Source organism: Amycolatopsis sp. SID8362, from assembly GCF_010550475.1.
GTDB lineage: Bacteria > Actinomycetota > Actinomycetes > Mycobacteriales > Pseudonocardiaceae > Amycolatopsis > Amycolatopsis eburnea.
In genome coordinates this window covers 1-6,165 of record NZ_JAAGNB010001227.1, presented here as the reverse complement: position 1 = coordinate 6,165, position 6,165 = coordinate 1, and the positions used below count along the sequence as shown (strand labels likewise).

4 protein-coding genes and 1 pseudogene are annotated in these 6,165 nt (G+C 65.7%); 1 reads left to right on the top strand and 4 read right to left on the bottom strand.

The features are described from left to right. Both G3I65_RS38275 and G3I65_RS38270 read right to left on the bottom strand, forming a co-directional pair. On the bottom strand, positions 1-447 hold a 447-nt coding region (locus tag G3I65_RS38275), incomplete at its 3' end, for a hypothetical protein (protein ID WP_203612633.1). A 1,204-nt stretch (positions 448-1,651) separates the two neighbouring features. Continuing rightward, positions 1,652-2,967, bottom strand: a protein-coding gene (locus tag G3I65_RS38270) for an IS3 family transposase (RefSeq protein WP_239071698.1) whose coding sequence is annotated in 2 segments (ribosomal slippage) — positions 1,652-2,685 and positions 2,685-2,967 — 1,317 coding nt in all. Because the reading frame shifts where the segments join, the coding sequence is not laid out codon by codon here. A 53-nt stretch (positions 2,968-3,020) separates the two neighbouring features. On the opposite strand from G3I65_RS38270, the gene ltrA reads away from it, so the two are divergent. Then, on the top strand, positions 3,021-4,376 hold the full coding sequence (ltrA, locus tag G3I65_RS38265; protein ID WP_203612632.1) for a group II intron reverse transcriptase/maturase: 1,356 nt from the start codon (positions 3,021-3,023) through the stop codon (positions 4,374-4,376). Here the strand turns inward: ltrA and G3I65_RS38260 are convergent. Further along, positions 4,365-5,479, bottom strand: a protein-coding gene (locus tag G3I65_RS38260; protein ID WP_160700420.1) for an IS3 family transposase whose coding sequence is annotated in 2 segments (ribosomal slippage) — positions 4,365-5,198 and positions 5,201-5,479 — 1,113 coding nt in all. Because the reading frame shifts where the segments join, the coding sequence is not laid out codon by codon here. The two genes, ltrA and G3I65_RS38260, sit on opposite strands and share 12 nt — an antisense overlap. Positions 5,480-5,646: 167 nt before the next feature. After that, positions 5,647-6,063, bottom strand: a pseudogene (locus G3I65_RS38255) (IS5 family transposase); the annotation flags it as partial. Positions 6,064-6,165 lie beyond the last annotated feature (102 nt).

Here is a 6,165-nt window from a genome sequence, read left to right as displayed (position 1 = left end):
GCCGCCGACGCCGGCGCCGGCGCCGCCGCCGGTGCCGACGCCGCCAGCGGTCGCGCTCAATGTCCCTGGACCGTTGATGGTCAGCGTGGCGCCGGTGGTCCGGATACCTGCGAACCCGGCAGCGCCGGTGAGGGTGAGGGTGTGGTTGGCGAGGCTGAGGGTGACGGTCCCGCCCGACGGGATGGCCAGGCCGGGACCGGCGAGGTTGGTATAGGTGATATCGGCACACAAGGTCACAGTGCCGCCGCCGCCCGCCGCCGCATCGACCGCCGCTTGCAGGCTAGGACCGTCGGTGATGGTGCAGCCTGCGGCCAGCGCCGCAGGTGCCGTGGTCAGCGATGCCCCCCCCAGCACGAGCACGCTCGCGGCCGCCGCGGCTGTTCGGGACCGCCAGGTTTGTCCTCGTGCACCGCGGTGTCGCTGGATCAGACCCGGTTGCTTGTCCATGTCATGCCCTACTGTCACTGGAATCATCCCGCTTTCACGTTGCCGATTGGCCATCCCGAACCGGGAAAATGAGGGGTCCCGGCATCTGGCGCGGGGATAAGAGTCAGGCCAGACTCTAGGCTGGCCTACGGGTACCGGCAACCCGATGCCCCGATTCGTCGGCGAGCGCTACAGATCTCCACAATGGCACCGGCAACGCCGCCGCCCACCCCGGCAATAATCGGCAACGCGCCAGTGACCAGCGCCAACCCTCGCCCAGGCCCGGCGACATCGACCTGACAACAGCGGCGGGCCCGCCCGGCAAGCGCACCGGATTTGCCTTCCAGCCTGATCAAACAGGAAACTGGGCGTGCCCTTCCGGACGCTGCCGAATTCGAACGGGGTCTGTAAAACGAGCGGTGGTGCGCCGCGAGGCGCTGTTTCATCCGGATGGAGGTGAAAGACCTTCGTCGCCTGGCCGTCGTAGCGGTTGGGTGAAGTGGGCGGCAGCCTGATCCACGGGACGGTGGGGAGGGTGGGAGCAGCCGCGACGAAGTCGGGTCGGCCCAGGACTGCCGGATGGGTCGGGCCCGGTGAACGATACGGGAAGGCATACGCGAGGAACCGGTGTTGAGGCCCCTTAACGTTGGGACCAGCTCAAACTCGGCGGATACGGGCTGGGGTGCGGTGCGTACCCGACTGTCTTCTGGACGGTTGGGGAACTCTCGGGTGGATGCCACAGGTCCGGCTCGGGAGGTCACGGTGAAGGACTACGGCGTAGCCGTGACGAGGCCGCAGGGGTAAAGCCGGGTGCCTAACCCGTTGACCGGATGACAGTGAACGCGGGAACCGCCCGCGTCGCGCTCCATCCCGTGCCGTCATGCCAGGGCGGTCGAGGTGGATAGGTGCGTCGCCTGCCGAAGGGCGCGGGTGGGGCGGAGCCGTCGTAGTACTCCGAGGCCGGGAGAGCCGGCCGCATGGGGAAGGGCGGCAGCGTGTCAAGCAAGGAGAAGACTGCAATGTCCGAAGACACGCCGGGGAATCCCGGCGTCGCCTGCTGGCCGGATCCAGATTCGGCGTGGCGGGCGGTACGGAAGATGCAGCTCAAGTTGCATCGTTGGGCGAGCGAGGATTCCGCTCGCCGGTTTGATGATCTGTTCAACCTGGTCTGCGACCCGGCGTTTCTGGTGATGCGCCCCGGGTCTGGTGCAGGTCTCGTTGTCTGTCACCGAGCCCGGGCGGGCTCGAGGGGTTGATCGTAGCGTGACGCTCGGTGGTCGGCTTCGGTCTGGGCTGGGGTGCGGTGGCCGAGTTCGCCGTGGATGCGGCGATGGTTGTACCAGTCGACGTATTCGGCGACGGCGATCTCGACATCGCGGACGGATTGCCAGCCGCGGCCGCGGGCGATAGGATTATGAATGAATTCGCCCTTGAACAGTGAGTTGAATGCCTCGGCCATCGCATTATCGTAGGAATCCCCGCGTGAACCGACAGAGGCGACGACTTCGGCTTCCGCCAAGCGCTCGGTGTAGCGGATGGCTCGATATTGAACTCCGCGGTCGGAATGGTGGACGAGGCCGGTGACGTCTTGTCCGGCTCGTTTTCGCGCCCAGATTCCCATCTCGAGAGCGTCGAGGGCGAGGTTTGTGTGCAGGGAAGTCGATACCTGCCAGCCCACGACCATTCGGGAGAAAACATCGATGACGAACGCGGCATACACCCACCCCGAAAACGTCCGGATATAGGTGATGTCCGCGACCCAGAGCTGGTTCGGCTGATCGGCGGTGAAGCGGCGGTCGACCAGGTCCGCCGGCGAAGGCGAGGCAGCAGCGATGGTGGTCCTGGGCCGCCCGCCTCGCCGTAGTCCCTGCAGGCCCTTCTGGCGCATCAGCCGCTCGACCGTGCAGCGGGCCACGCGGATTCCCTCACGGTTGAGCTGGGCATGAATTTTCCGCGCCCCGTAGGCGCCGTAATTCTCGCGGAACACGCGCTCGATCTCAGTGAGCAGTTCCGCGTCCCGCGCAGCGCGTTTCGACGGTGCACGCTTCTTGGCTGCCCAATACGTTCTCGGGGCGATCTGCACGCCCGCGTCGTTCAAGACCGCGCAGATCGACTCGACCCCGAGCTTCTTCCCCTCAACAACCCGCTCGCGACGGCCGTCGACATAATCGACGACCACCGCGAGCGGAACCTCCCGCCAATGCGCGGAATCGTCCGGAGTTACTTGATTTTGCGGTCGAGCTCCGCGGCGGCGAAAAACGCCGAAGCCGTCTTCAAGATCTCGTTTGCCCGCCGCAGCTCACGCACCTCGCGCTCCAGCTCGGCGATCCGCGCCGCATCGTCGCTGGTGCGACCGGGCGCCGTGCCAGCGTCGATCTCGGCGCGCTTGACCCACGTCCGCAAGGCCTCCGGGTGCACGTCCAACTGGCCCGCGACCCGGCGGATCGCCGCCATCCGCTGCCCCTCGGCCGCGATCGCGTCCAACGCCATCCGCGTCGCCCGCTCACGCAGCTCGTCGCTGTACTTCTTCGGTGCCGGCATGCTCTCATCCTCCCTGGGATCAGAGCCTGCACAGAACCCGGGGCGCATCACTGGTGCACGCGTTCGAGCGGGTGGCCACCAACTCCGGAGCGCGGACGCCCGGGGTCGATCGGGTCACGGTGACCCACATCAGATCCCGGATCGGGGTGGAGGTGTTCCTGAACGACGTGCGCGAGCAGGTGAAGGCGCGCACGTTCCAGCCGATGCCGGTGCGGCAGGTGATGATCCCCAAGGCGTCCGGCAAGATGCGGGCGCTGGGGATCCCGACCGTGACGGACCGGGTTGTTCAGGCGGCACTGAAACTGGTCCTGGAACCGATCTTCGAGGCGGACTTTCTGCCCTGCTCGTACGGGTTTCGCCCGAACCGGCGGGCGCAGGACGCCGTCGCGGACATCCAGCACATCACCACTCGCGGCTACGAGTGGGTGCTGGAAGCCGATATCCAGTCGTGCTTCGACACCATTGATCACGTGGCGTTGATGGACAGGATACGGGACCGGATCAAGGACAAGAAGGTCCTCGCGTTGATCAAGGCGTTCCTCAAGGCCGGGGTCATGACGACCACCGGCGAACGGGACAACACCTGGACCGGCACCCCACAGGGCGGGATCTTGTCCCCGCTGCTTGCCAACATCGCTCTGTCGGCACTGGACGAGTATTTCGATCGCCAGTGGCGCCAGTCGATGAGCACCTGGCATCAACGGGATCGTCGCCGCAGGCAAGGACTCGGATGCTGGAAGCTGATCCGTTACGCCGACGACTTCGTCGTCTGCGTCAAGGGTGAACAACAGCATGCCGAGCAACTGCGCGACGAGGTCGCCGAGGTGCTCGCCCCGCTCGGGCTGCGCCTGGCACCGGAAAAGACCCGCGTGGTGAGCATCGACGAGGGTTTCGACTTCCTGGGTTTCCATATCCGGAGGATGCGGAAACGGGGAACGATGGACCTGCACTTCGTCTACACCGTGCCGTCCCGGAAAGCGACAGCCGCTATCCGGGAACGAATGCGGTGGCACACCCGCAGATCGACTCTGCACGAAGACCTCGACGAACGCCTACGTCATGTCAACAGGTCATTGCAGGGATGGGCGAACTACTTCCGTCACGGCGTCTCGAACGCGGTGTTCTCCCAGATCGACTACCACGCCTGGCGTCGGATAGGGACCTGGATACGCCGCAAACACGGACGCATCTCCTGGCGCGAAGTCCAGCACCGATTCTGTGACCAGGGCTGGCGCTACGCCCACAACGGAGTTGTCTTCCGCGGCGCATCCAGCGTCGCGGTCACCCGCTACCGCTACCGCTACCGCGGAACCCGGATCCCGACCCCGTGGACCACCACCCGGCCAGCTACCGGAGGGTCTGCCCAGACTTCGGTTGACATCGGAGCTGACTGTTTCTCAGGCCGCTGACGCGGTCGTATAGATGGTCTCAAACTCGACCGGGGTGAGCTTGCCCAGCCCCCGTTGCCGACGTTTGCGGTGGTACTTCGTCTCGATCCAGGACACGATCGCCAACCGGAGCTCTTCTCGGGTGCGCCAACGCCTTGTATCGAGAACATTCTTTTGCAGCAACGAAAAGAACGACTCCATCGCGGCATTGTCACCACACGCCCCGACCCGGCCCATCGACCCGGTCAGCCCGTGGCTACGCAACAGGCGCTGGTAGGCCGCCGACCGGAATTGGGCGCCGCGGTCGGAGTGGACCACGACACCGTGCGGGTCGCGCAGTGAGATCGCGTTGCGCAGCGCGCTGACCGCGAGTGAGGCCCGCATGTGCGAGGCGATGGAATATCCAACGATCTTGTTGGAGTAGCAGTCCTTGACCGCACACAGATACAGCTTGCCCTCACCGGTGGGGTGCTCGGTGATGTCGGTCAGCCACTTGGTATTCGGCGCGTCGGCGGTGAAGTCACGGCGCACGAGGTCGTCGTGCACCGGCGGCCCCGCCTTCTTGGGCTGTCCTTTCTTCTTGGCGTGCAGCGAGAAGATCTGCTGCATCGAGCAGATCCGCCAGACTCGGTTCTCCGAGGCGTCGGCCGGGTCGTCAGCATGGATCTCGAGCGCCGCGTTGATCAGCTGCGCGTCATCCCAGTCCCGCTGCGAGACCGGCGCCGAACACCACTGGTAGTACGCCTGCCGGGAGAATCCCAGCACCCTGCACGTCACCGCGACCGGCACCCGCACGGGGGCGCCGGCCGCGGCCAGTTCACGGACGAGCGGGAAGGCTATTTTCCCGGCAGGTTGCCCTGCGCCAGATAGGCCGCGGCCTTGCGCAGGACCTCGTTCTCCTGCTCCAGCAACCGGTTGCGCTTACGCAACTCGCGCAGCTCGGCCGATTCCTCGCGGGTCACTCCGGGCCGGGCGCCGTCCTCAACATCGGCGGCGCGCAGCCAGTTGGCCAGGCACGACTCGGAGATCCCGAAATCCTTCGCGACCTGCTTCAACGGGGTCTCGCCGCGGCGGGCCACGGCCACGACATCGTCACGGAACTCACGGGGGTAGGGCTTGGGCACGGTGACATCCTTCCAGGCGAGGCCGGAGCCTCACAGGTGAGGTGTCAACCAAACCCTGGGCAGACCCCAATTCCTTCCCGCTGTCAGTGACTGTCGAGATTGCTGGCAGCGGGAAGGGGGTTTACGTCGGGCCTCTGTATTTTAGCAGGTGGCACTAAGAGCTTGTCTCATGTGGTTAGTTTGCGGAGTTTCTTGTAGCAGGTGAGGCCGGCTCCGAGGATGAGGAACGCGAGGAAGTGCTCAGCTTTGCGTTCGTAGCGCAGGGTCAGGCGGCGGTATCCGGTGAACCAGGCCATGGTCCGTTCGATCACCCAGCGGTACTTACCGAGTTTGTCCTTGGATTCGATGCCTTTGCGGGCGATGCGGACCTTGATGCCGCGGTCGCGGAGCCAGCGTCGCAGGACAGGCTGGTCGTAGGCCTTGTCGGCGTGCAGCTTGGCCGGCTTGCGGCGCCGCGGACCACGGCGGGAGCGGATCGCCGGTATCGCCATCACCAGCGGCTTGAGTGCGGCCGAGTCGTGCGTGTTCGCGGCAGAGACCGCGACGGCAAGCGGCAGCCCGGCGCGGTCGGACAGGGCATGGATGGGTCAGCCCAGACTTCGGTTGACACCGGAGCTGACTGTTTCTCAGGCCGCTGACGTGGCCGTGTAGATGGTCTCAAACTCGACCGGGGTGAGCTTGCCCAG